At 71.2% G+C, this 20,869-nt stretch carries 21 protein-coding genes; 8 read left to right on the top strand and 13 right to left on the bottom strand.

Annotated elements, in window-relative coordinates; all coding sequences use genetic code 11:
* The first annotated feature begins 10 nt into the window (after positions 1-10).
* Positions 11-394, top strand: a complete 384-nt coding sequence (locus tag AOQ53_RS01750; protein WP_059414291.1) for a VOC family protein — start codon at positions 11-13, stop codon at positions 392-394.
* Positions 395-467: 73 nt separating this feature from the next.
* Here the strand turns inward: AOQ53_RS01750 and AOQ53_RS01745 are convergent, their stop codons facing one another.
* The 5 genes from AOQ53_RS01745 to AOQ53_RS01725 all read right to left on the bottom strand — a co-directional run bounded on the left by AOQ53_RS01745 (position 468) and on the right by AOQ53_RS01725 (position 5,765).
* Positions 468-1,388, bottom strand: a complete 921-nt coding sequence (locus AOQ53_RS01745) for a DUF5829 family protein (RefSeq protein ID WP_059414289.1) — start codon at positions 1,386-1,388, stop codon at positions 468-470.
* A 77-nt stretch (positions 1,389-1,465) separates the two neighbouring features.
* A complete protein-coding gene (locus AOQ53_RS01740) occupies positions 1,466-2,197 on the bottom strand; it encodes a DUF4389 domain-containing protein (protein ID WP_059414287.1) in 732 nt (243 codons plus the stop codon).
* 84 nt (positions 2,198-2,281) lie between these two features.
* Positions 2,282-3,388 (bottom strand): AI-2E family transporter, encoded by a 1,107-nt coding sequence (locus AOQ53_RS01735; RefSeq protein WP_174523216.1) that lies wholly within the window; start codon positions 3,386-3,388, stop codon positions 2,282-2,284.
* Between the two features lie 97 nt (positions 3,389-3,485).
* Entirely contained in the window at positions 3,486-4,154 is a 669-nt protein-coding gene (msrA, locus tag AOQ53_RS01730) for a peptide-methionine (S)-S-oxide reductase MsrA (protein ID WP_059414284.1), read from the bottom strand.
* Between the two features lie 489 nt (positions 4,155-4,643).
* Entirely contained in the window at positions 4,644-5,765 is a 1,122-nt protein-coding gene (locus AOQ53_RS01725) for a hypothetical protein (RefSeq protein ID WP_059414283.1), read from the bottom strand.
* Between the two features lie 163 nt (positions 5,766-5,928).
* Here AOQ53_RS01725 and AOQ53_RS01720 point away from each other — a divergent pair, with 163 nt between their 5' ends.
* Positions 5,929-7,083, top strand: coding sequence for a cystathionine gamma-synthase (locus AOQ53_RS01720; protein WP_059414281.1), 1,155 nt, complete (start codon positions 5,929-5,931; stop codon positions 7,081-7,083).
* 15 nt (positions 7,084-7,098) lie between these two features.
* Here AOQ53_RS01720 and AOQ53_RS01715 read toward each other — a convergent pair whose 3' ends face one another.
* From AOQ53_RS01715 to AOQ53_RS01705, 3 genes are all read right to left on the bottom strand, one after another.
* Positions 7,099-7,350, bottom strand: coding sequence for a hypothetical protein (locus AOQ53_RS01715; protein ID WP_059414279.1), 252 nt, complete (start codon positions 7,348-7,350; stop codon positions 7,099-7,101).
* A gap of 70 nt (positions 7,351-7,420) precedes the next feature.
* Positions 7,421-7,924 carry a sigma factor-like helix-turn-helix DNA-binding protein gene (locus AOQ53_RS01710; protein ID WP_059414277.1) on the bottom strand — a complete coding sequence of 168 codons (504 nt, stop codon included), beginning with the start codon at positions 7,922-7,924 and terminating at the stop codon, positions 7,421-7,423.
* Between the two features lie 322 nt (positions 7,925-8,246).
* A complete protein-coding gene (locus tag AOQ53_RS01705; RefSeq protein ID WP_174523215.1) occupies positions 8,247-8,753 on the bottom strand; it encodes a MarR family winged helix-turn-helix transcriptional regulator in 507 nt (168 codons plus the stop codon).
* 163 nt (positions 8,754-8,916) lie between these two features.
* Here AOQ53_RS01705 and ilvA point away from each other — a divergent pair, with 163 nt between their 5' ends.
* The 3 genes from ilvA to AOQ53_RS01690 all read left to right on the top strand — a co-directional run bounded on the left by ilvA (position 8,917) and on the right by AOQ53_RS01690 (position 12,088).
* Entirely contained in the window at positions 8,917-10,146 is a 1,230-nt protein-coding gene (gene ilvA, locus AOQ53_RS01700; RefSeq protein WP_059414275.1) for a threonine ammonia-lyase, read from the top strand.
* Positions 10,147-10,295: 149 nt separating this feature from the next.
* Positions 10,296-11,282, top strand: a complete 987-nt coding sequence (locus tag AOQ53_RS01695) for an ATP-binding cassette domain-containing protein (protein ID WP_059414273.1) — start codon at positions 10,296-10,298, stop codon at positions 11,280-11,282.
* Entirely contained in the window at positions 11,279-12,088 is an 810-nt protein-coding gene (locus tag AOQ53_RS01690) for an ABC transporter permease (RefSeq protein WP_059414271.1), read from the top strand. Before AOQ53_RS01695 ends, AOQ53_RS01690 begins: the two co-directional genes overlap by 4 nt.
* 95 nt (positions 12,089-12,183) lie before the next feature.
* Here AOQ53_RS01690 and AOQ53_RS01685 read toward each other — a convergent pair whose 3' ends face one another.
* Positions 12,184-12,834 carry a TetR/AcrR family transcriptional regulator gene (locus tag AOQ53_RS01685; RefSeq protein ID WP_059414269.1) on the bottom strand — a complete coding sequence of 217 codons (651 nt, stop codon included), beginning with the start codon at positions 12,832-12,834 and terminating at the stop codon, positions 12,184-12,186.
* A 91-nt stretch (positions 12,835-12,925) separates the two neighbouring features.
* Here AOQ53_RS01685 and AOQ53_RS01680 point away from each other — a divergent pair, with 91 nt between their 5' ends.
* Entirely contained in the window at positions 12,926-14,248 is a 1,323-nt protein-coding gene (locus AOQ53_RS01680) for an alpha/beta fold hydrolase (protein WP_236711524.1), read from the top strand.
* 371 nt (positions 14,249-14,619) lie between these two features.
* On the opposite strand, the gene AOQ53_RS47940 is transcribed toward AOQ53_RS01680, so the two are convergent.
* The 3 genes from AOQ53_RS47940 to AOQ53_RS01660 all read right to left on the bottom strand — a co-directional run bounded on the left by AOQ53_RS47940 (position 14,620) and on the right by AOQ53_RS01660 (position 16,200).
* Positions 14,620-14,847 carry a hypothetical protein gene (locus AOQ53_RS47940; protein WP_059414263.1) on the bottom strand — a complete coding sequence of 76 codons (228 nt, stop codon included), beginning with the start codon at positions 14,845-14,847 and terminating at the stop codon, positions 14,620-14,622.
* A gap of 277 nt (positions 14,848-15,124) precedes the next feature.
* On the bottom strand, positions 15,125-15,622 hold the full coding sequence (gene greA / locus AOQ53_RS01665; RefSeq protein ID WP_059414261.1) for a transcription elongation factor GreA: 498 nt from the start codon (positions 15,620-15,622) through the stop codon (positions 15,125-15,127).
* A gap of 179 nt (positions 15,623-15,801) precedes the next feature.
* On the bottom strand, positions 15,802-16,200 hold the full coding sequence (locus AOQ53_RS01660) for a DUF4307 domain-containing protein (RefSeq protein WP_059414260.1): 399 nt from the start codon (positions 16,198-16,200) through the stop codon (positions 15,802-15,804).
* A gap of 147 nt (positions 16,201-16,347) precedes the next feature.
* On the opposite strand from AOQ53_RS01660, the gene mca reads away from it, so the two are divergent.
* Together mca and AOQ53_RS01650 are read left to right on the top strand one after the other, a co-directional pair.
* Positions 16,348-17,229: a mycothiol conjugate amidase Mca gene (gene mca / locus AOQ53_RS01655; protein WP_059414258.1), complete on the top strand. Its 882-nt coding sequence runs from the start codon at positions 16,348-16,350 to the stop codon at positions 17,227-17,229.
* Positions 17,222-17,485, top strand: coding sequence for a hypothetical protein (locus AOQ53_RS01650; protein WP_078945094.1), 264 nt, complete (start codon positions 17,222-17,224; stop codon positions 17,483-17,485). The genes mca and AOQ53_RS01650 overlap by 8 nt, the downstream gene beginning before the upstream one ends.
* Before the next feature lie 77 nt (positions 17,486-17,562).
* Here the strand turns inward: AOQ53_RS01650 and AOQ53_RS01645 are convergent, their stop codons facing one another.
* Positions 17,563-20,760: a tetratricopeptide repeat protein gene (locus AOQ53_RS01645; RefSeq protein WP_059414255.1), complete on the bottom strand. Its 3,198-nt coding sequence runs from the start codon at positions 20,758-20,760 to the stop codon at positions 17,563-17,565.
* Positions 20,761-20,869 lie beyond the last annotated feature (109 nt).

The raw sequence follows: 20,869 nt of genomic DNA, 5'->3' as shown, positions 1-20,869 counted from the left end.
GAGGCCCGCCATGACCGTGCAGCTGAACCACACCATCGTCGTCGCGCACGACAAGCGCGTCTCGGCCCGGTTCCTCGCCGACATTCTGGGGCTGGACGTGAGCCCGCCCTACGGCCCGTTCCTCCCGGTCGAGATCTCCAACGGCGTGACGCTCGACTACATGGACAGCCCCGGCGCCATCACGCCGCAGCACTACGCCTTCCTCGTCTCGGAGGACGAGTTCGACCAGATCTTCGCCCGGATCCAGGAGGCCGGTCTGACGTACTGGGCGGATCCGTTCCACAGCCGCCCCGGCGAGATCAACCACAACGACGGCGGCCGCGGCGCGTACTTCGACGACCCCGACGGTCACCGACTGGAGATCATCACGCGGCCGTACGGCAGCGGCGGCTGAGCCGTGTCTCGGGCCAGGGCTACGGCCCAGCTCCACGACCTGACACTGACCATGGTCGAGAAGGCACCGGGCGTCACCTGGAGCGACTCGGCCGGTCCTGGTCTTTGAAGGTCCACACGGCACGGGATCCGGGGCCGACGACGAGGGCCGAGTGACCGATCCGCTCCTCGTGCCGGTACGACACCGGCCTGTTCAGCGACATCTCGACCTGCCGCAGACCCACCTGGTCGAGCGGCACGGCGTCGAACCGCAGCGTGGTGCCGCCGCCCTTCGCGACGGCGCCCCCGCCGGGCAGGGACCGTACGGTGAACCCGCCGGCCTTCAGCAGCGGCACCGTGCTGGCGAGGTCCCGGGCGGTCACCGCCAGCCGGATGCCGGTCACGTCCCGCATCAGGCGGTCGCGGTAACCGTCGGACAGGTAGCGCTCCCGGCCCACGTCACCGGGGTGTGCGGCGGGCTCGGTGTTGCCGCGCGGGTCGGCGAAGTACTCCGGCCGGTACTCCATGCCCCAGGTGCCGAAGAGGTCGTACTGGTCGGTGGTGAAGACGGCGTCGAACCAGGGCACCGGGACGCCGTCGCCGAAGTCACGGGTCTGCTGGAACTCGACAGGGTCGCTGATCCCCAGCTCGCGCAGCCGCGTGATCACCCTCGCCAGATCGCCGTCCCGCTCGGTCGAGACGCCCATGCCGGTGGCGCCGAGGGTGCCGTCCTTGTCCGGGAGGTCGCCGATACCGAACAACTCGAGGTAGGTCTCGCGGCCCATCAGATAGCGACCGGTCCAGGTCTGCCCGCCGGCACCGGTCGTGGTGCGGACCTGGAAGTTGGCGAAGTCCCTCAGAAAGGCGGAGTGCTCGATGGCGTCGGCGGTCTCCCGGTCGAGCACGCCGTAGGCGTGGTTGTAGAACAGGAGCTGCCGCCCGCCGTCCTCGGCCTGCGCGGAGCTCACCCCGCCCTGGACCGCCCCCGCGAGGGCCAGGGCGATGACCATGATCATCTGTAAGGCTCGTCCGACCGTCATGCGCAGGAGCGTAGAGCGGGAGGAAGCGCTTCCGCTGGGGATTGAGGCCTTTGTCAGGGGCCCCTGGCCGGGAGCCCTTCTCCAGGAGCCCTTGGCCCAGAGGGGCTCTTGGTCAGTGGCCCTTGGTCCGGGGGCTCCTGTCCGCCCATGTCGAGGCGGAACGGGGGGTACCGGTCGGTCATCAGGGCGGCGTACGCGGTCACCCGGGCGCACCAGCGGGCGAGGCCGAGCAGAAAGTCGAAGAGGTGCCGCGGATAGCGGGCGGTGAACAGCAGGACGACCACCGCGACCAGCGAGAGGAACGGCATCAGCCCACTTCCCCGCCAGCCGTCCCCGTCGCCCCGGCCCCACCCCCAGCCACCGCCCACGAACATCGCGACGACGATGTACTGCGGGATCGCCAGCAGCCACCACTTCACCAGCACCAGTCCGCGGGAGAGCCGCTCGGGGTAGGCGACGTCGAAGTGGGCCGGATAGTCGGGCACGTCGGACAGGGTGAACGGCGGGTACCGGTCGGTGCCGAGCGCGGTGTGGGCGTAGTAGGTGACCCGCCAGTTCCACCGCAGCACGCCGACGTTGAAGTCGAAGAGGGCCCGGGGGTACCGGGCGGTGAACAGAATGGCGAAGAACGCGACGACGCTGACGAGGACGAACGCGATCCAAAGGAAGCACAGCACGATGTAGTGCGGGATGGCGAGCAGCCACTTCACCAGCCACAGCCATCGGGACAACCGGGCGTCGACGGACGCCTCCAGGCGGACGGGCGACGCGGTGACAGGAAACATGGGGCGGAACTCCCTTCGCTTGCAGGCTCGCAAGCGAGAGGGAGCCCCGCGACCTGGGCGGGGCCGTTCGCGCGTCCGCGACCGTTACGACGGTACGGGAGCGGCGCTGTCCGGTTCTTCGGTGCCGTCCGGTGCCTGTGGCGGATCGGTGAGCTGCTCGCGCACGTAGTTCCAGACCACCGCGATCAGCGCGGCGACGGGGACGGCCAGCAGACTGCCCACGATGCCGGCCAGGCTGCCGCCCAGCGTCACCGCCAGCAGCACCGCGGCCGCGTGCAGGCCGAGCCCCCGGCTCTGGATCATGGGCTGGAACACATTGCCCTCGAGCTGCTGCACCACGACGATGATGGCCAGCACGATCAGCGCGTCTGTCAGGCCGTTGGAGACGAGCGCGATGAGGACCGCGACAAAACCTGCGAACAGGGCGCCGATGATCGGCACGAACGCGGACACGAAGGTCAGCACCGCCAGCGGGAGTACCAGCGGTACGCCCAGGATCCACAGGCCCAGACCGATCAGGACGGCGTCGAGCAGGCCGACGGCCGCCTGGGAGCGCACGAAGGCGCCAAGGGTGTTCCAGCCGCGCTCCAACACGGTCGGGACGTCGGCGGCGAGCCGGCCGGGCAGCTGACGGGAGAGCCACGGCAGGAACCGCGGGCCGTCCTTGAGGAAGAAGAACATCAGGAAGAGGGCGAGAACGGCGGTGACCAAGCCGTTCACCACGGTGCTCACGCCAGTGACGACAGCGCCGACCATGCTGCCGAGGCCCTCCTGAGCGCGGGCGACCGCGGTGTCGAAGGCCTTGTTGATCTGGGCGTCACCGATGTTCAGCGGCGGCCCGGCGGCCCACTCGCGCATCTTCTGGATGCCCTCGACCACGCCGTCGGTCAGCTGACCGGACTGGGACGCCACGGGCACGGCGATCAGCGCCACGACACCCGCGGAGACCAGCAGGAACAGCACGGTCACGACGGACGCGGCGAGCGCGGGCGGCCACCCGCGGCGACGCAGGAAACGGGCCGCGGGCCAGGTCAGCGTGGTCAGCAGCAATCCGACGACGAGCGGCCAGACAACCGACCACATCCGACCCAGCAGCCACAGAGCCACTGTCAGCATCGCGAGCACCAGTAGCAACTCTGCGGAGACACGGGCCGATATCCGGAGCGCGTCACGGGTCTTCGTGGAACTCAAGGGCGCAGTCACGGAGGCACCCTATTGCCACCGCGCCCCGTCGGTTCCAGTGGTGCCGCTGTTCACTTCCCTCGCGCGTGTCACCAGGTGCGGGCGCTCACCCGTCGGCCTTGGCCACGCCGATCGGGCAGGACACGCCCGTACCGCCGATGCCGCAGTAACCCGCCGGGTTCTTGTCCAGGTACTGCTGGTGGTAGCCCTCCGCCGGGTAGAACGGGCGGCCCTCCACCGGGACGATCTCCGTGGTGATGTCGCCGTAGCCGGAAGAGGTGAGGACCTTCTGGTAGGAGTCGCGGGAAGACTTGGCGGTGGCCGCCTGCTCGGGGGTGTGGGTGTAGATCGCCGAGCGGTACTGCGTGCCCGTGTCGTTGCCCTGGCGGAAGCCCTGCGTGGGGTCGTGGGACTCCCAGAACGTCTTCAGGAGGCGCTCGTACGAGATCAGCTTCGGGTCGTAGACCACCCGGACGACCTCAGTGTGGCCCGTCAGGCCCGAGCAGACCTCCTCGTACGTGGGGTTCTCCGTGTAACCGCCCTGGTAGCCGACCAGGGTCGTCCACACCCCTGCCGGGAGCTGCCAGAACTTGCGCTCGGCGCCCCAGAAGCAGCCCAGGCCGAAGTCGGCGGTCTCCAGGTCCTCGGGGTAGGGGCCGAGCAGCGGGTTGCCTAGGACCGTGTGGCGGTCGGGGACCGTGAACGCCGGCTCCGAGCGGCCGGGCAGCGCTTGCTCGGGGGTCGGCAGCTGGGGGGTACGGCTGTGCAGGAACATGCGGTCTCCAATCGGCGCGACACCCACGCGGGGCGACGCCACGTTCAACGTGTGGGGGCCGGAGGGAATTCCGGCCCGGCCACGCCCCGGGTTGGCCGGGGCGCCGCGCCTCGGGCGGCTGGAGCCGGTGTCTCCGGTGGCCTGGGGTGTTGTTTCGGGTGACCGGGGCCTGTGTGCCGGGGCGGCCGGGGCCGTGTCTCGGGCGGCCGGGGGGCGTGCCTCGCGGCGGGAGTCGGTGTCGCGGGCGGTTGGTGCCTGCGCCTCGGCTCGGTGTCGCGGGCGGTGGGTGCCTGCGCCTCGGACGGCTGGAGCCGGTGTTCGGGTGGCCGCAGTCGGCGACTTGGGCCGCCGGGCCCTCGCCCCGGCGGCTGGAGCCCCTGCCTCGCGCGGTGGGAGCCGCGTTACCCGGGCGCCGGAGCCGCGCTCCCGGGGCGGCCGGAGTCGGCGTCCCGGAGCCGGTTGTCTCCGGGCGGGGCCGGGGCCCGCGTCTCAGTGCGGCAGGCTCGCCGGGTTGCCGCCGTTCGCCTCGTAACCTGCCACCGCCAGGGCCCGGTACACCGCGAACTCCGCCGCCGGGTCGGCGGACAGGGTCCAGGGCAGGGCGCCGACGTGGCCGTCGATGTGCACCAGCTGGTTCATGGCCTCCGCCCAGCGCTCGCTGCGGACCAGGAAGAAGACCAGCATGTGCCGCACGTGCGCCAGCATCGGGTCGTCGGGGCGGGCCGAGTGCACCGCGTGCAGCGCGCCGTGGACCGCCTTCGTGACGACCTCGGTCTGCCAGAAGGTGCTGACCAGGGTCACCTCGGGGAGGTGCTCGAACACCGCGAAGAGGGGCATCGCCGCCAGGAGGGAGCCCTTGGGGGCGCGGGCCGCCGCGGCCTCCGCGAACTCGTACGCCAGCGCACGCGAGCCGTGCCACTTCTCGCACCAGTAGTGCAGCGCGGCCAGGTGTGCTCCCATGTGGGCCGGGGCCCGGTCCAGGATCTTCAGCCAGACCTGCTCGAAGTCCTTCTGCGAGTAGCCCAGCCCGCGGGCCACCGACAGCTCGACGATGTACGGGATCGGGTCGCCGGGAGCCAGCAGCGCCGCCTCGCCGCACGCCGCCTTCGCCTCCTCCATGATGATCCGGAACTCGTCCGTCCCGGGCGTCGCCGTACGCCACGCCTGCTGGACCAGGAACTCGGCGTGCACCGCGGCCCCGCCCGCGTCCTTGGGCGCCTCGGCCCGCCACACCCGCAGCCACTGCCCGCCCGGCGCCTCGCCCACCCCGCCGGGCCGCTGAGAGAGTTCCAGCGAGGCCGCGCCCGCGAAGGCCTGCACACGCTGCCAGCGCTGCTCGCCCTCCGTCTCCGTGCCCGCGAGGAGCTGCTGCGCCGCGCGGTAGTCCTGCGTGCGCTGCACCACGTCCAGGACGTCCAGCAGGTCCTGGTCGGGGCCGGGCATGCGGATGTCCAGCTCCTCCTCGCGGACGAAGCCGTAGTTCGCCGGGTCCGCGGCGTCCGGGTGGTCGGGCGAGACCAGCCCGATCGCGGTCCCGCGCCTGCGCCGCAGGAAGGGGAGCAGCACGAAGCCCAGCATGACCAGTGCGATCAGGACCCAGAGAATCTCCATGCAACAAGCGAACCAGACCGCGCCGACAATTGGCCAACCTGGTCCCCGAACCTGTGGAAAACCCGGCCGAGCCGCACCCGCCACCCTGTGGAAAACCCGGCTCAGGGGCCCCGCCGCCTCGTCGCCCGGCACTCAACGCGTCGGCGCATTACCCTCGGTGCCCATGAGCGACAGGCATATCAGTCAGCACTTCGAGACGCTCGCGATCCACGCGGGCAACACCGCCGACCCCCTGACGGGCGCGGTCGTCCCGCCGATCTACCAGGTGTCGACCTACAAGCAGGACGGCGTCGGCGGCCTGCGCGGCGGCTACGAGTACAGCCGCAGCGCCAACCCGACCAGGACCGCGCTGGAGGAGAACCTCGCCGCCCTGGAGGGCGGCCGCCGCGGTCTCGCGTTCGCGTCCGGGCTGGCGGCCGAGGACTGCCTGCTGCGTACGCTGCTCAGCCCCGGCGACCACGTGGTCATCCCCAACGACGCCTACGGCGGCACGTTCCGCCTGTTCGCCAAGGTCGTCGCCCGCTGGGGCGTGGAGTGGTCGGTCGCCGACACCGGCGACCCGGCCGCCGTACGCGCCGCCATCACCCCGAAGACCAAGGCCGTGTGGGTGGAGACCCCCTCCAACCCGCTCCTCGGCATCACGGACATCGCCGCCGTCGCTCAGGTCGCCCGGGACGCGGGCGCCCGCCTCGTCGTCGACAACACCTTCGCCACGCCCTACCTCCAGCAGCCGCTCTCGCTCGGCGCGGACGTCGTCGTGCACTCGCTGACCAAGTACATGGGCGGCCACTCGGACGTCGTCGGCGGCGCGCTGATCACGGACGACCCGGACCTGGGCGAGGAGCTGGCCTTCCACCAGAACGCCATGGGCGCGGTCGCCGGGCCCTTCGACTCCTGGCTGGTACTGCGCGGCACCAAGACGCTCGCGGTGCGCATGGACCGGCACAGTGAGAACGCCGCCAAGGTCGCCGACATGCTCACCCGGCACGCGCGCGTGACGAGCGTCCTGTACCCGGGCCTGCCGGAGCACCCCGGCCACGAGGTCGCCGCCAAGCAGATGAAGTCGTTCGGCGGCATGGTCTCCTTCCGCGTGGCGGGCGGCGAGGAGGCTGCCGTCGAGGTCTGCAACCGCGCCAAGGTGTTCACGCTGGGCGAGTCCCTGGGCGGTGTCGAGTCGCTGATCGAGCACCCCGGCCGGATGACGCACGCCTCCGCGGCCGGCTCGCTCCTGGAGGTGCCCGGCGACCTGGTGCGGCTGTCCGTCGGCATCGAGAACGCGGACGATCTGCTGGAAGACCTTCAGCAGGCGCTCGGCTAGAGGCCCACGGCGGGGTCACCAGCTGGTGAGGGGTGGAGTCGTGTCCGACGGCGGCTCCACCCACGGGCGGGCCGTCAGCGCCCACACCGCGAACGCCACGGCCGCCGCGAACATCAGCAGCCACAACAGGCGTCGCGCGACCATCCTGCGCCGCAGCATCCGGGCGCCCCGGCGCACCGCCTCCGCGTGGATCTCGGGCGGAACGGACCGCGACGACGCCTGCTCCAGCAGCCGCCGAGCGGCCGCCTCGCGGTCGTTCCCGCTCATACCCGCCTCCGTTCGCCGGGAGGGCGCTCGCCGTGACCGTGCTCGCGGAGAGGTTTCCGGCCCGGAGGGCTCATGACGGCACCGCCTTCGCGGCCGTCGCCGCCTGTGCCGGGCCCCGCGAGTGGTGCAGCAAGGTCGTCGTCGCCCGGTGGCAGATGGCCCGTACGCGCTCCGCGGACAGGCCGAGCAGGGCCGCCGTCTGCTCCTCGGCGGCGCCTTCGTAGAGCCTGAGCACGAGGATCAGCCGCTCCTGCGGAGTGAGCGGGGCCAGGGGGCTCGCCGGGTGCGGCCGGGAGCGGCCGAGACCGCCGTGGTGGTGCCACGCGCCGCGCGCGAAGCGGGTGGCCAGGTGCTGTCGCGTGCGGTCGTACGGATCCTCGCCGCGCAGCCGGTCCCAGCACGCGTACGTGTGCGCCAGCGACAGGGTCAGCAGGCGTCGCGCGCGGGGGTTGTCGTCCGGGGCCTCCGCGGTGAGCAGGGTCGCGGCGTGCAGCAGCCGCCCGGCCGCGCCCGCGACGAACGCCTCGAACTCCCGGGCTCGCCGGGTTGACTGGGACGCATGCCCTTGTCGCACCGCGCCTCCCGCCCGACGGCGACCCTGAGGATGCGGGCCCGGCCGGGTACGGGCGCGACGGCCGCGTACGACGGGGACCCGGTCTCATATCAGGCCAGGGCCGGCCCTGCGGTCAAGAGCCGCGCACCGGGTCGGGACGGCGGATGACCCGGCCGGCGCGGGCTGCCCGTGGCCAGGAGCCCCCGCCCGGGCCCGGCCGACCACCGCCGCACGAGCTCGCACCCGCCCCTCCGTCCGTCACGCGCGCGTGGCGGGCACGCGTCGTACGGGCGCCCCCGGAGAGCGAACGGCGCGTCATGCGTCTCTTATGTCCGTGCGGCTCTCATGACGGCGACTGCGCCTCAGGACCCGGCAGCCCCGACACCGCCATCCGGGCGGACAGCGCGCTGTTGAAGCGGGTGAGCAGCGAGCAGAACGCCTCGCGCTCCTCCGGCTCCCAGTCCTCGGTCAGCTCGGCCATCAACTGCCGCCGCGACGAGCGCACTTCCTCCAGCCGCGCCTGCCCGCGCGGGGACAGCTGGAGCACCACCGCCCGCCCGTCCTCGGGGTGCGACGTGCGCTTGACCAAACCGGTGTCGACGAGCGGAGCCACCTGCCGGGTGACCGTCGAGGAGTCGATCCCCATGCTCGCGGCGAGCGCCTTGACGCCCATCGGGCCTTCCTTGTCGAGACGGTTGAGCAGCAGGTACGCGGCGCGGTCCATGGAGTTGCGCACCTGCCCGACCCCGCCGAGCCGCGTCTGTTCGGCACGGCGGGCGAACACCGCCACCTCGTGCTGGAGGGTGTCGAGAAGACCGGTGTCACCGACGGTCGTCATGTCCATCGACATTTCAGGTGTTGTGGGCATGGCCGGGGGCTCACTTCGTGGAGGGCTGGCTGATTGGGGGACAGGGTACGCGGCCGGGGCGCGGGCCGTACCGGGGCTGCGCGAAGCGGGTCTCGGAGGTTGGTCACAACAGCCGTTCCCACCCGTGAACTGCGATGCTGGAGTCATGAGCTACAGCACGGCCGACTCCTTGCGGCCCGTCACCCTCGACGACGTGCGCGGCGCACAGAAGATGCTCTCGGGCGTGGCGCGGGTGACCGCGATGGAGGGCAGCAGGCACCTGTCCCAGATGGTCGGCGCGCCGGTGCATCTCAAGTGCGAGAACCTCCAGCGGACCGGTTCGTTCAAGCTGCGCGGCGCCTACGTCCGGATCGCGGGTCTGCTGCCCGAGGAACGCGCCGCCGGGGTCGTCGCGGCGAGCGCCGGCAACCACGCGCAGGGCGTCGCCCTGGCGTCCGCGCTGCTCGGCGTGCGCTCCACGGTGTTCATGCCGAAGGGCGCCCCGCTGCCCAAGGTCAGCGCCACCCGGGACTACGGGGCGGAGGTGCGGCTGCACGGCCACGTGGTCGACGAGACGCTGGCCGCCGCGCAGGAGTACGCGGCCGAGACGGGCGCGGTGTTCATCCACCCCTTCGACCACCCCGACATCATCGCGGGCCAGGGCACGGTCGGTCTGGAGATCCTGGAGCAGTGCCCGGAGGCGCGCACGATCGTCGTCGGCATCGGCGGGGGCGGGCTGGCCGCCGGGATCGCGGTGGCGGTGAAGGCCCTGCGGCCGGACCTGAGGATCGTGGGCGTCCAGGCGGAGGGCGCGGCGGCCTATCCGCCCTCGCTGGCTGCGGGCCGGCCCGTCTCGGTCGAGAATCCGGCGACGATGGCCGACGGCATCAAGGTCGGGCGGCCCGGCGACGTGCCGTTCGGGATCGTCGGTGAGCTGGTCGACGAGGTGCGGACGGTCAGCGAGGACGAGCTGTCCGCCGCGCTGCTGCTGTGCCTGGAGCGCGCCAAGCTGGTCGTGGAGCCGGCCGGGGCGAGCCCGGTCGCGGCGCTGCTGAGCCGGCCCGGCTCCTTCGAGGGGCCGGTCGTCGCGGTGCTGTCCGGCGGCAACGTCGACCCGGTGCTGATGCAGCGGGTGCTGCGGCACGGCATGGCCGCGCAGGGCCGCTACCTTGCCGTCCGGCTGCGGCTGACGGACCGGCCCGGCGCTCTGGCCACACTCCTGGGCGTGTTGTCAGTGGTCGACGCTAACGTCCTCGATGTGAGCCATGTACGAACCGACCCACGGCTCGGGCTCACGGAGGCGGAGGTCGAGCTGCACCTGGAGACGAAGGGCCCGGTGCACTGCGCCGAGGTGGGCCAGGCGCTGCGCGAAGCGGGCTACACGGTCATGGGCTGACCGTCTCCGGAGCCGGGTTCAAGATCCCTTCGTCGCATGAAGCAACAACGCGGAAAACCTCGTTGTGAGACGCGATACATCGCGTTATGGTGTGTTCGTGCGAAGCGTGATTCACCTGTCCGGCGATCCCCGAAGACGTGGAGATTCATATGCCAGGCGCCATCTATGCCGAAGGTCTGGTCAAGGCCTTCGGTGACGTAAGGGCCTTGGACGGCGTCGACCTCGACGTGCCCGAAGGCACGGTCCTGGGCCTGCTCGGGCCGAACGGCGCGGGCAAGACGACCACCGTCCGCTGCCTGACCACCCTGCTGCGCCCCGACAGCGGACGGGCGGTCGTCGCGGGCATCGACGTGCTCAAACGGCCCGACGCCGTCCGCCGCTCCATCGGCCTGTCCGGCCAGTTCGCGGCCGTCGACGAGTACCTGACCGGCCGCGAGAACCTCCAGATGGTCGGCCAGCTCTACCAGATGAAGGCCAAGGCGGCGAAGGAGCGCGCGGCCGAGCTGCTGGAGCAGTTCCACCTCGCGGACGCGGCCGACCGCCCCGCCAAGACCTACTCCGGAGGCATGCGCCGCCGGCTCGACCTCGCGGCGGCCCTCGTCGTCTCGCCGCCCGTGATGTTCATGGACGAGCCGACGACCGGCCTCGACCCCCGAAACCGCCAGCAGCTGTGGGAGGTCATCAAGCAGCTGGTCTCCGACGGCACGACGCTGCTGCTGACCACGCAGTACCTGGAAGAGGCCGACCACCTGGCGCACGACATCGCGGTGGTCGACCACGGCCGGGTCATCGCCAAGGGCACCTCCGACCAGCTCAAGGCCCGCACCGGCGGCGAGCGCGTGGAGGTCGTGGTGCACGAGCGCGAGCACATCAAGGCCGCCGCCGAGGTGCTCGCCGGCTTCGGCGAGGGGGACGCCACGGTCGAGGAGCACATGCGCAAGCTCACCGCGCCCGTGACCGGCGGCGCCAGGCTCCTCGCCGAGGTCATCCGCGAACTGGACACCCGGGGCATCGAGATCGACGACATCGGCCTGCGCCGGCCGACCCTCGACGACGTCTTCCTGTCGCTGACGGGACACGTGGCCGAGGCGAAGAACGAGGAGAACGAGGAAAACGACGAGGAGGCCGCGAAGTGAGCAGCACCTTGAGCGACTCCCTGGTCATCGCCCGGCGGAACTTGATTCGCATGAGCCGGATTCCCGAGATGATCCTCTTCGGGCTGATCCAGCCGGTGATGTTCGTGATCCTCTTCACGTACGTCTTCGGCGGCTCGATGAAGATCGGCAACACCACCGACCCGGACGTCTACAAGAACTTCTTGATGGCGGGGATCTTCGCGCAGACCGTTACGTTCGCCACCGCGGGAGCGGGCGCCGGCATCGCGGACGACATGCACAAGGGCCTCATTGATCGCTTCCGCTCGCTGCCGATGGCGCGTGGTGCGGTGCTGACCGGCCGTACCGTCGCAGATCTCGTGCAGACGGCCCTTACTCTGCTCGTCCTCGCGATCGTCGCGCTGCTCGTGGGCTGGCGCCCCGGCTACGAGGAGCCGACCAACTTCGCAAAGGTCCTGGGCGGCTTCGGCCTGTTGCTCCTCCTGGGATACGCCTTCACATGGATCGGCGCACTGATCGGCCTGTCCGTGCGCACGCCGGAGGCGGCGACTTCAGGAGGCCTGATCTGGCTGTTCCCGGTGACGTTCATTTCGAACGCCTTCGTCGACCCCAGCCAGATGACCCCCTGGCTGCGGCACGTCGCCGACTGGAACCCGTTCAGCGCCACTGTTGAGGCGTGCCGTCAGCTCTTCGGTGACCCAGGTGTATCCCGGTCCGACGCATGGCCCATGCAGCACCCGGTCTGGGCCTCGCTCATCTACTCGATCCTGATCATCGTCCTGTTCCGCACCCTGGCGGTCCGCAAGTACCGCCGGGTGGACGGTTGAGGGCTCCGCCGTCCCGAGACTTGCTCGCCTGGCGTCGGACGACATCAGAGCAGCCCCGGCCATCCACAAGTGAGACGGCCGGGGCTCCTGCGTGCTCAGGGGCGATCAATCCGAACATCCCCGGAGGATGTCCCGGCGGGGTCGGCATGCCGAAGGGTGCGGAACACCGCGGGGGTCGCCCAGCCGCGCAGCGTCGCGTGAATCGTCGATCGGAACGTGGCATCGGCCGTGGCGGCGTCGAGGGCTCCGGCCAGTTCGAGAGTCACAAGTCCGTGCAGGGCCACCCAGATCGAGAGGGCGATGAACGTCGCTTCGCCGGCGAGGACGGACTCCGCCAGGGCACGATCGATCGCCGCAAGGAGCGGCCGGATGGGGTCACTGGTACCGACCGCGCCGGACGGGTCGAAGGATTGCACGCCACCGAACAGCACTGCGTAGAGGTGACTGTGTTCGCGCCCCCATCGACGGTATGCGGCGGCCAGTGCGTAGAGGTCCGCAAGGGGGTCCTCGGAGGTCGGCACTGCCGACACGTCCTGGAACAGGCCGGCCACGGCTCTGTTGCGCACCTCGCCGATCAGCCCGTCCTTGCCGCCGAACAAGGAGTACACCGCCGTCGTTGACGTCCCGGCGGCAGTGGCCAGGGCGCGGACCGTGACCGTCTCCCGCGGACGGGTGGCGAGCATCTCGATCGCGCACACCACAAGCCGCTCTTTGACGGTCTCATCGTTCGTTCTCGGCCTACCCACGCGACCAGCTTACCCACTCTGATAACGTCGTTCTGAAACAGCGTTCTGGAATGTCGTTCTGAAACAGTGGGAGGCCCTTATGCCACCGTCCGTGATACGTCCCGTCCGATTAGCCGGTCGCCTGGTACTGGCCCTGGCTGCCATCGCGGGGCTGGTCGTCCTCTTCCTGGCGCTCATCGTCCTCACGGACGGGGCAGGATCGGGCATCCCGGCGTGGTTGACAACCCTGGGAATCGCGACTGTCGCCGCAGTGTGGTGGGGTCGGCGCCGTACTTGGCCGACGCGGCTCGTGCCGTTCCTGCCGGTGGTCGTCGCGGCGGCCTTGACGGCGTCGGTCTGCATCCCGACCGTGCCCACGACACGGCAGTACCCGCCCGACCTGCCTTTCGTGGCCACGCAGCACTGGAGCCTGGCCACGGGCAGCCGGGTCGCGGTGTATCACTACCCGCCCGCGAACACCGGCACTCGGCACCCCGTTCCGTTCGTGTACATCAACGGCGGCCCCGTCCGCGGCATCTCGGTGCTCGACCACCGGTTCCTGCAACTCCTGGCGCGACAGGGCTATGACGTCTACGCCTACGAGCAGGCCGGCGGCGGACGCAGCAACCTGCTCCCCATGGATCAGTACACGGTCTCCAGGTCGGTGCGCGACCTCGCCGCCTTCGTCGACCGCCTCGGCAAGGGCAGGGTCGACATCCTCGGATTCTCCTCAGGCGGGGTCGTGCTCACGCGAGCCCTGGCCGATCCGCGCGTCGCCGCCCGCTTGCACCGGGCGATCATCGCCGAGCCCGGCCCGATGGACGGCCCCACCGCGCGCATCGCCGGGCACAAGGGCCGACCGTCCGCACGCGGCCTCGCGCCGGCCATGACCGGACCGCGGTCGACGCATGTTCCGCGGTACGCCGTCGCGTTGGGCCTCATGCGACTCGGGCTCCTCACCCCCGACACCGGACTGATCGGACAGGCCGAAGGCGACAACGCGTTCACCGCCGCCGATCTCGGCAGCGACACCGCATCGAATTACTGCGCACGCGACGCGCGCCGCATCCCCGTCGAGGACACGGAGCAGAACTTCTCCTTCAGCCCCGCCGCCAGCCTCCGCGTCCAGCAGACGGTCAAGGAATCCCCTTCCATCGCCCCGCAACTGAGTCGCTCCCGGACTCCCGCGATGCTGATGATCGCCGAGTGCTCCTCCCAGGTCCGTCAGTGGGCGACCGCGATCCTTGGAAAAGATCCCGCGATCCAGCGCACGCAGTACATGCCCGGTGTCGGACACCGCATGTGGAACGGCCTCGACGACAACAACAACCGGGCCGCTGCCATCGTCACCGCATTCCTTGAGGACAAGCCCGCACCCCTGCCGAACTACCCGACCCGCAGTGAGATCCCCACCTTCCTCCGGGGCCACAAGTGACGACGACCTGCAGCCCGCCACCAGCGCGCTCGGACGCTGCTCGGGCTACGCGTCAGTGGTGTCTGCATGCCGACCGGGGCTACGACTTCGGCAAGCACCGCCGCTTGCTGTGAAAACGCGGTATCAGCCGATGGTCGCCCGACGCGGGGTGGCTCACGGCTCCGGGCTGGGCCGGGTGTGCTGGGTCGTCGAGCGCACCTTCGCCCGGCTCCACCACGTAAAGCGCTGCGCGTCCGCTACGAACGACGCGGCGATCTCCACTTTCGTCTGCCACTGCCGCCGCCGGCGAGCCGCCTGGGTCTCGTACGCCTCGCGTGGGGCGTGGACTGGGAGGCACCACGTCGACTCGGTCGTGGCGGGCGCCGTCCCCCTCACCCCGGGACGCCGTCGCAGACCTCGTCGCGGGCCGCGGGCGCGGCGCCCTTCCGCCGGCCGTCGGCGGGCCTGGCACCGCGCCGACCGAAGGCGGAGACCGCCGCCCCCAGCAGCACCAGGGCCAGCATGGAGACGTCACTGCCCTCGAGGAAGATCGTTCCGCACAGGACGAGGAGCAGGGCCCAGTCTCGTTTGCTCTTGCGGGCCGCGGGGACGGTGGACACGGATACGCTCCTCACCCGTTGGCCGCACCGCACGGGCGGCAGCATCGCCACGGGGCGCTACTACCGGTGCATGGGGCGGCGGGTCGAAGGGGGAGCGCCGGTCACCCTGGATCCAAAGTCGGATCTTCTGGAGCTGCTCGACATTCGGGTTCAGTGGGGGCTGATCCAGCCGATCATGTTCGGGTCGGCGCCCCGATGTACCGGTGCGCGACGGCATGACAACGCCCCCGGCACCGCGAGGACACCGGGGGCGGATCAAGACGTCGGCCGGGGTGGTTCAGCCGTCGTACGGCTCGGCCTTGAGGATCTTCACCGAGGCCTTCTTGCCGTTCGGGAGCTCGTACTGCGCGTCCTCGCCGACCTTGTGGCCGATCACGCCGGTGCCCAGCGGGGACTGCGGGGAGTACGTCTCGATGTCGGCGCTCGCGTACTCGCGCGAGGCGAGCAGGAACGTCAGCGTGTCGTCCTCGTCACCGTCGAACGCGATCGTGACGACCATGCCGGGCGCCACGGCACCGTCCGCCGCAGGCGCCTCACCGACCTTGGCGCTCTCGAGGAGCTGGGTGAGCTGGCGCACACGGAGTTCCTGCTTGCCCTGCTCCTCCTTGGCTGCGTGGTACCCGCCGTTCTCACGCAGGTCGCCCTCCTCGCGCGCGGCGGCGATCTTCGCGGAGATCTCCGCCCGCGCGGGACCAGTAAGGTACTCAAGCTCAGCCTTGAGCTTGTTGTACGCCTCCTGGGTCAGCCAGGTGACGTTCTCGCTGGTCTGGGTCACAGGTGCTCCTCGTAGGTACTGGGAATACAAAGCATCGCCCTACCCAGAAGCATGTTCCTCCACGGATGGGCGAAACCACGAGCCTAACAATTCAGGGGCGGAAGGGGGAGGACATAAGCCACCAGTTCCACGTCACCGCAGGTCAGGCGCTACGTATTGCAGGTGACTCCGGCGGGGTCTCAGCCGGTGTGGCAGCCCAGCAGCTCGGCCGTCGTCCCCGGGGAGGTCGTACGGAGCGTGACGACCTTGTCGATGCGGGTGGCGTCCCCGTCGAAGCGGAAATCGGCCCGGCCGACCTCGGCACCGTTCTCGGCCTGCGAGCGCACGGTGCAGTAGCCGTCGGTGCCGGCGTCCTTGCGGACCTCCAGGTGCACCTGCACGGACTCCTTGCCCGGCTCGAAGCTGATCACCTCGGCGCTGATCTCGCTCTGGGCGACGTAGTGGTAGCCGAACCAGCCGACGAGCCCCAGCAGCGCCGCCGCGAGGACGGCGCCGACGACCTTGAGCGTGCGGTCGGCGCGCTCGTCCGAGGAACGACCGTAACGTCCCTCGGGCAGTCGCGTGCTCGCCGTACTCATGATCGTCCTCCAGGCAGGACCGGGACGAACGTCCCGTAAGCGGGCCCGGGACCCGGTCCCGGAATTATTCGCCCCCCGTTTCGGTCACTATAGAAGCCGCTGATTGCGCCGACGCACACAGGGCGCCGACTTACTGAGGATTGAGTCTTGACTGACCAGTTGCGACTGATGGCCGTTCATGCCCACCCCGACGACGAGTCGAGCAAGGGCGCGGCGACCATGGCCAAGTACGTGTCCGAGGGGGTGGACGTGCTGGTCGTGACCTGCACGGGCGGGGAACGCGGTTCCATCCTCAATCCGAAGCTCCAGGGGGACAAGTACGTCGAGGAGCACATCCACGAGGTACGCAAGAAGGAGATGGACGAGGCCCGGGAGATCCTGGGCGTCAAGCAGGAGTGGCTCGGTTTCGTCGACTCGGGCCTGCCCGAGGGCGACCCGCTGCCGCCGCTGCCGGAGGGCTGCTTCGCCCTGGAGGACGTCGACCACGCGGCCGGTGAGCTGGTGCGGAAGATCCGTGCCTTCCGTCCCCAGGTGATCACCACCTACGACGAGAACGGCGGCTACCCGCACCCCGACCACATCATGACCCACAAGATCTCGATGGTGGCGTTCGAGGGGGCGGCGGACACCGAGAAGTACCCGGAGGCCGAGTACGGCCCCGCGTACCAGCCGCAGAAGCTCTACTACAACCAGGGCTTCAACCGCCCGCGCACCGAGGCGCTGCACCAGGCGATGCTCGACCGCGGCCTGGAGTCGCCCTACGGGGACTGGCTCAAGCGCTGGGAGGAGTTCGGCATGAAGCAGCGCACGCTCACCACGCACGTCCCCTGCGCCGACTTCTACGAGATCCGCGACAAGGCGCTGATCGCGCACGCCACGCAGATCGACCCGGACGGCGGCTGGTTCAAGGTGCCGATGGACATCCAGAGGGAGGTCTGGCCGACGGAGGAGTACGAGCTGGCGAAGTCCCTCGTCGATACCTCCCTCCCCGAGGACGACCTCTTCGCGGGCGTCCGCGACAATGCCTGACATGAGCGCAAGCGCAAGCCTGGCAATGACGCACCTCGTCTCCTTCGCCAAGGAGGTCGACGAGGACAAGGTCACCCCCGGCGTCCTCGGCTTCATCGTCTTCGCGGCGATGGCCCTGGCGGTGTGGGCCCTGATGAAGTCGATGAGCCGCCACATGAACAAGGTCGACTTCCCCCAGGCCCCGGACCCCAAGGCCGAGCAGCCGGAGCCGGCGGACGCGGAGGCCTCCAGCCAGGGCAAGCAGCAGCAGGGCTGACGCCCCCTCCCGGGCGGCCGTCTCTCCCCGGGGGGCACCCGTCGGTGGCCGTGCGCCGCCGACGGGTGTCGCGTGCCCTACGTCTTCGACTCCACGGCCACCCCCATCACCTCCCGCGCATGCCGGTTCGGCACCATGCCCAGGCGCCAGGCCTGCCAGCCGGCCTCCAGGGTCACGCCGCGTTCCAGCAGCAAGGCGTAAGCGTCGAGGTAGTCGTCCAGTTTCCGGTCGCGCAGCGGATGGCTCGCGCGGGACAGCTGGGCCAGTTCCTCCTGGGCCACGGCCGTACCGACCTCCAAGCCGCCGGGGGCCGCGTACGGCAGGAGCGTGCAGCGCAGGAAGCGGGCCCAGTCCTCGCCCCGGCGGTCGCCGTACGACGTGAAGAGGGCCGCCGCCTCGTCGCACAGTGCCAGGGCCTGCTGGGTGCGGGCGTTGCCCGCGTCCACGACCGCCAGCTCCAGGCAGGTCCACGCCTCGCCGTGGGCGACGCCGATGCGCTGGAAGTCGGCGCGGGCGTCCACCAGGAGCTGGCGGGCGAAGCCCGAGTTGCGCAGCGAGCCCGTCTGGGCCGCGCGCTGGTCGCGGGTGACGCGCGCCGAGTGGTGGCGGGCGCAGGCCAGGCCGTAGACGTCCCGCATGCGGGAGAACATCGTGCGGGAGCGTTCCAGTTCGCGGACCGCCTGGTCCAGGTTGCCCGTCTCCTCCAGGGCCTGGCCGAGGTAGTACAGCGTCCACGCCTCGCCGCGCGCGTCCTCGTTGTCGCGGTGCCGGGCGGCCGCCCCGCGCAGTTCCTCCACGGCCGGGGACGCGTCACCGGCGACCAGCCGGGCGCGGGCCAGCTGGGTCAGGGCCCAGGCCTCGCCGCGGGCGTCGCGGGTGCGGCCGTACAGCTCCAGGGCCGCGCGCAGCTCGGACTCGGCGCGCGGGACGTCGCCCATGCGCAGGCCGAGCTGGCCGAGCTGGAAGTGGGCCCACGCCTGGCCGTGCACGGACTCGCCGGCGCGGTGCAGCACCAGCGACTCGGTGAGCAGCTCCAGCGCCTCGGCCAGCCGGGCGCGGTCCCGCTCCACCGCCGCCAGGGCGTGCATCGTCCACGCCCGGTCCGTCGCCAGCTCGGGGGAGGACTGGAGGGCCAGGGCCTCGCGGAGCTTCGCCGACGCCTCCGTCAGATTGCCCTGGTGGTGCAGGGTGATGCCGAGGGAGCACAGGGCGCGGGCGGCACCGGCGTCGTGATGGGCCTCCCGGTAGAGGTCCACGACCGAGGTCAGGGTGGTGCGGGCCTTGTCCAGTTCGCCCAGCTGCCGGGCCGCGATGCCGGTGCGCCACTGCACCGAGCGGACCAGCAGGCCCTCGTCCACCGCCTGGGCCAGCTCGCTGATCTCGCCCAGGCGGTAGAGGTCGCCGCGCAGCAGGCAGTAGTCGCACAGGGCGCCCAGGAGGTTCAGGACCGCCGCCTGGTTCACGCCCTCGGCGTGCCGCAGCGCCGCGGTGATGAAGCTCGACTCGTCGTCCAGCCAGCGCAGCGCCTCGTCGAGGGAGGGGAAACCGTACGGGCTGAAGCGGTTCGTGCGGGTCGACATGTTGCCGTCGACCATGCGCAGCACCGAGTCGGCCAGCTCGGCGTAGTTCACGATCAGCCGTTCCTGCGCCGCCGTGCGCTCGGCCTGTTCCTCCTCGTCGAGGAGCCGGGCCTGGGCGAAGGCGCGGACCAGGTCGTGCAGCCGGTAGCGGTCGCCCCGGACGTGGTCGATCAGGCCCGCGCGGGTCAGGGCCTGGAGGTGGCGTTTCGCCTCGGCCTCGTCGGTGGCCAGCAGCGCGGCGGCCGCGGCGGCGCCCAGCGAGGCCCGGCCGGCCAGGGCCAGGCGGCGCAGCAGCCGCCGTACGGGCTCCGGCTGGTCGGTGTAGCGCAGCCACAGGGCGCGTTCGACCGGCTCGACCGGGCCGTAGGCGCCGAGGTCCGTGGCCAGCGCGCGCGGCGAGCGCGGGCCGAGACACGAGCCGGCGATACGCAGCGCCAGCGGAAGCCCGCCGCACAGCTCCCGGACCCGGTCGGCGGACTCGGCGTCGTACGGACCGGAACGGTCCTGCGCCGCCGCACCCAGCAGTTCCTCCGCGCCGGCAGCGTCCAGCGGCTCCACAGCCAGCTGGTGCACCCGCGCGGGCAGCTCCGCCGGCTCCAGGGGTTTGCGCGCGGTCACCAGCACCAGGCTGTCGGACCGCTCCGGGACCAGGGCGCGGACCTGCTCGGCGTCGGAGGCGTCGTCCAGGACGACCGTGACCGGCAGCCCGGTCAGATGCTGGTGGTACAGCTCGCTCAGCCGCTTGACCTGCTGGTCGGGGGAGGAGCGCTCACGGAACAGCAGTTGCTCGCGGGGCGCGCCGAGCCGGTTGAGCAGATGCAGCAGGGCGTCGCGGGTGGACAGCGGTGACTCGCCCGGGCCGTCGGAGCGCAGGTCGACGACGCAGGCGCCGCGGAAGTAATCCTTCAGATCGTGCGTGGCGTGCACCGCGAGGGTCGTACGGCCGCTGCCGGGCGTGCCGTGCAGGACGACCACCGTCGGCTGGGTCGCCGTGCTCGCCCGGGCCGCCTGCACCCACTGCCGGATCTGCGCCAGCTCGTGCCGCCGCCCCGCGAACGGCTGAGCCGGCTCCGGGAGCTGCGCGAAGGACTGCTCCAGCACGTTGCGCCCGCGCGCCGCCGCGCTCTTGTCGGCGCCCCGCAGCCGCGGCCCCGTCTTCTTCGGCCCCGTGGAGGCGGCGAGCACCCGCTGCTGGTCCAGGAACGGCCGGATGCCCCGCACCTCCAGTGCCGTCAGCCACTGGAGCCGCAGCTGTTCGGGCCCGCCCGGCTGGCTCACGGCCCCGGCCCGGTGGTGTGCGGCCGGCAGATGCGAGCCGACGACCTTCACGACGGTCGCCGCGGCGCCCACCACACCCACGGTCACGCCCGCGCCCAGCGCCGTCCCGGTACTCGTGCCGAGGGCCATGTCGGCGACGACGGCCGCGACCGCCGCGACCCCGGCCACCAGCAGCGGTGTCCCGGCGCCCTCCCGGGCGTAGCGCTGACCGAAGGTGAGGTGCCCGGCCGCCGCCTCGTCCAGGGCGCGCGTGTAGGCCTCGTACTCCTCGGCCGCGCTCTGCGCCATCGCGTCGAGCGCCCCGCGCGCCCGGGCGAGCAGCACCTTCCCGTCGGTGCGCCCGCCCGTGCGGCGCACCTCCTCCTCCACGGCCCGTGCCAACAGCCGCTCGGCATCCGCCCGATGACTGTCCCGCATGTCACGTCCCCCTCCGGCGGCGACGGCGTACTCGCTAGTCACCTCGGTCGTTCCCTCGGTCGTTTCCTTGGTCAAGTGTGCTGCCGACGGCGCATCGGGGCGAGGGGGC

The organism is Streptomyces azureus (genome assembly GCF_001270025.1).
GTDB classification, from domain to species: Bacteria; Actinomycetota; Actinomycetes; order Streptomycetales; family Streptomycetaceae; genus Streptomyces; species Streptomyces azureus.
Note: the sequence above shows the minus strand (reverse complement) of the source record. Positions and strands in the feature narration are given on the sequence as shown.